Source organism: Candidatus Binatota bacterium (assembly GCA_012960245.1).
GTDB lineage: Bacteria > Desulfobacterota > Binatia > UBA1149 > UBA1149 > UBA1149.
Genome location: DUBO01000037.1, coordinates 1 through 2,745, shown reverse-complemented (window position 1 = coordinate 2,745; position 2,745 = coordinate 1). Strand labels below are relative to the sequence as shown.

At 62.7% G+C, this 2,745-nt stretch carries 4 protein-coding genes; all 4 read right to left on the bottom strand.

Features of this window, described 5'->3' with window-relative positions:
* Positions 1–67 precede the first annotated feature (67 nt).
* Genes EYQ35_06170 through EYQ35_06155 form a run of 4 tightly spaced genes read right to left on the bottom strand, consistent with a single transcriptional unit; the run spans position 68 to position 2,494 of the window.
* Positions 68–736, bottom strand: coding sequence for a hypothetical protein (locus tag EYQ35_06170; GenBank protein HIF63718.1), 669 nt, complete (start codon positions 734–736; stop codon positions 68–70).
* 35 nt (positions 737–771) lie between these two features.
* Positions 772–1,155, bottom strand: coding sequence for a DUF4810 domain-containing protein (locus EYQ35_06165; protein ID HIF63717.1), 384 nt, complete (start codon positions 1,153–1,155; stop codon positions 772–774).
* Entirely contained in the window at positions 1,152–1,466 is a 315-nt protein-coding gene (locus EYQ35_06160; GenBank protein HIF63716.1) for a hypothetical protein, read from the bottom strand. Before EYQ35_06160 ends, EYQ35_06165 begins: the two co-directional genes overlap by 4 nt.
* The gene (locus EYQ35_06155; GenBank protein ID HIF63715.1) at positions 1,463–2,494 is read right to left on the bottom strand and encodes a curli production assembly protein CsgG; all 1,032 of its coding nucleotides are present in this window, start codon (positions 2,492–2,494) and stop codon (positions 1,463–1,465) included. The genes EYQ35_06160 and EYQ35_06155 overlap by 4 nt, the downstream gene beginning before the upstream one ends.
* Between the last annotated feature and the right edge of the window lie 251 nt (positions 2,495–2,745).

Below are 2,745 nucleotides of genomic sequence, written 5' to 3'. Positions count from 1 at the left end.
CGCGTACTTCTTGAGCGCTTCGAGATACCAGTTCACGGTCTAATAGGCCGGCACTCCGGCGCCACCCTCAGAACCTGTCCTGGTCTTGCTGGTAGTCGCCGTGGTAGGGACCAGCCGGTATGCCCTTGTAGGGCCTCACGACTGCAGCCGCGTTGGCCTGCTGGGCCAGCGGGATGTAGTTGGGCAGGGCCTTGGTAAAGGCCGCGACCAAGGCCTGCGCGACCAGGTCGGCTAAAGGGTTGCCACTGTTCGACGTTTGGTTGGGCTGGTACACCAGGAGTTCTTGCGCGCGCCACAGTTCGTTGCCCTTCTCGCCGTCCTTGAGCAGGTAGCTGAACTCCACTGTTACTGTGGTCGACAGCACCGCGTACCTGGCGTCCCATCGTTCGATGGTGATGTAGAGTATGGAATCGACTCCGAATATTTCGGCCAGGCGCGTGGGGTCGCCCTCGTGTACGAGCGTGGCCTCCGACAACCCGTCGTCGTCGAGCAATCCGCGAACCATGTTTACCGGGTAGACGTAGTAGCCCCGCTCAGCCACCACGCGCGAAATGGTAGAGAGAAAATAGTCGGGTGCGTCAACATCAACGCTGCGATTTATCACCGGCACGATGAGCACCGAGCGGGGATGGCTGGCGCGAAACGCCGAATAGTCCTTCTTATCGATCAACGTTGGCGTACAGGCGGCCGAGGAGATCGCCAGTAGCGCCGCGCACAATAGCCCGACGAAGGCCAGGCGGCCCGGCTCGTGTTGGCCGCGACGCCGCACGCTCACTGTGCCCCCCCGGACGACTGGTCGCGCACGGCCACTATCATCCCGTCCATGAAACCCGATGATTCAGGCCAAGCGAGTTTCTCTTTTTCAAAATACGCGACCGCCTGGCCGTCTTCGCCCAGCTGCATGAGTATATAGCCGTACTCGGCGTAAAGCCCCGGCGGCACCTTGCCCAGCGACTCGCCTTTTGTGATCACCCCGGCCAGCGCCTCTTCAAAACGGACGATCTCATCGGGATGTTTGTAATAACTGTACAGAGACCTCTCGTACTTGCCCCAGTGGTACATGGTCTGCGGGGCACAAGCGCCCAGCAACGACAGTGCCAGCAGCAGCGGCAGCCAGGCTCCCGGCAGCACCCATGCGTGTGTGGGCGCCTTCATTCGGCAGCGGGCAGGGCAAATACTTTGAGCGTGCCGCTGCCCAGGAATACTTTTTCGGTAAACAACACTTCACCATCCGGGCCGCGCAACTGGACGCGGTGGGTGCCGGCTTCCAGGCCCAGGGCCTGGTTTTCTTTCTCCAACTGAACGGCCGAGCCCATGGCCAGCCCGTCCACGTAAATCTCGGCGCCCTCGGGCACGTTGGTAAAAGTAATGCGCGGTCGTTCGTCGGTCACGACCACCTGCCCGGCCGGGTAGCTGCAGCCCGTGCATACAAGCGCCAGGCAGATCGTTGCTAGAACACCTTTCATAGCTCGTCCTCTCCAGTCTCGGCCACGAACAGGTCGGCCCGGGCCGTATTCTTGAGCGAGCCCTTGAGCGAGCCCGGCACTACCCTGGTCATCGAGCCCTCGTGCCACTCGTCGTCACCAAAAAAAGAAAGTACCTCGACCCGGGCCAGCTCGCTCGGGGGCAGGCGCAGCTTGAAACCCGTCTGGCTGCTCTCAACCTGCTCGCCCCGTCGAAAAACAGCCAGCACGTCGCCCTTGCGCAGACCCTGGCTGCGGCCGCCACTGATCACTACCGAGTCGCCCTGCAACTTGAGAACGTCGGTCCGCCAGGGGCGCGCCTCGAGCTCGCTCACCAGCGAACTCATCAGGTCGGTTATGGCAGCGCCGATGGCCCGGTCGTTGAGCGTGGCGTCGTAGTCGGCCTGGCTTCCGTAGCCCGCCACCTCGCCCGACTCGCTGCTGGCCTCACCCGTACCCGAGGCCGAGAAAAAAGAGTGGGCCGTTCTCGGGTCGACCAGGCGAACCTCGACCTTGGCCCGCGCTGTCTGCTTCTTGGTAGCGCTCAGGAACCCGCGCGTGCCGGTCGTGGTGCGCCCGAACTCGGTGATGGACCCGAGGATGACCGCGTCGACACCCACGAGGTCGGCCGCCCCTGAAATCTTCTGTTCCTTTTCGAGGTCGGCCAGGCCCTGCCGCTCAAACACCATGAAGCGCGCCGACTGCACCAGGCGCACCGACAGCATATCGCTTACCTGTTTTCCGAGCGGGTCAACGCTGGCGCTACCGAGCAGGGTCTTGCCGTAGCGGGTCTCGTTGGTGAAACGAGATATAGCGATTTTTCTTTTCAGCACCCGCTGCTCGGCGGTGCTGGCTTCTTCCTGCGCCTCGCGCTGGACCTCGCGCGACACCGGGGCCTGTATTGTCTCGGGCCCTTTCTGCACCGTTGCGCAGCCCGACGCTGAGACCGCCAGCGCCAGGGCCGCCGCCGCGATCAAGGCCGCGGCTGTGCCCTCAATCAGGGGCAGTTCAGGAATGGTACGATAACGCATATTTTTCTAACCCTCGTTCGCTGTTGCCGACGCCATCATTACGCAACCGTATGTTTTCGTAAACTCGAGCCCGGGCTGATTTTTGCGGCAGAGGCACTAACTGGCCGTTTTCCCTCTTTTTTTTCCGCGTCGCGCAGTGGCCAGGCGCCCAGGCGGCCGTCAGCGGTGGCTGCGCGCCTGCTCGCCCTGCGCTGCGCCCCTCTCTCTACTCGCCGGTAAAGGCAGGTTTACGTTTCTCCATGAATGCGGCC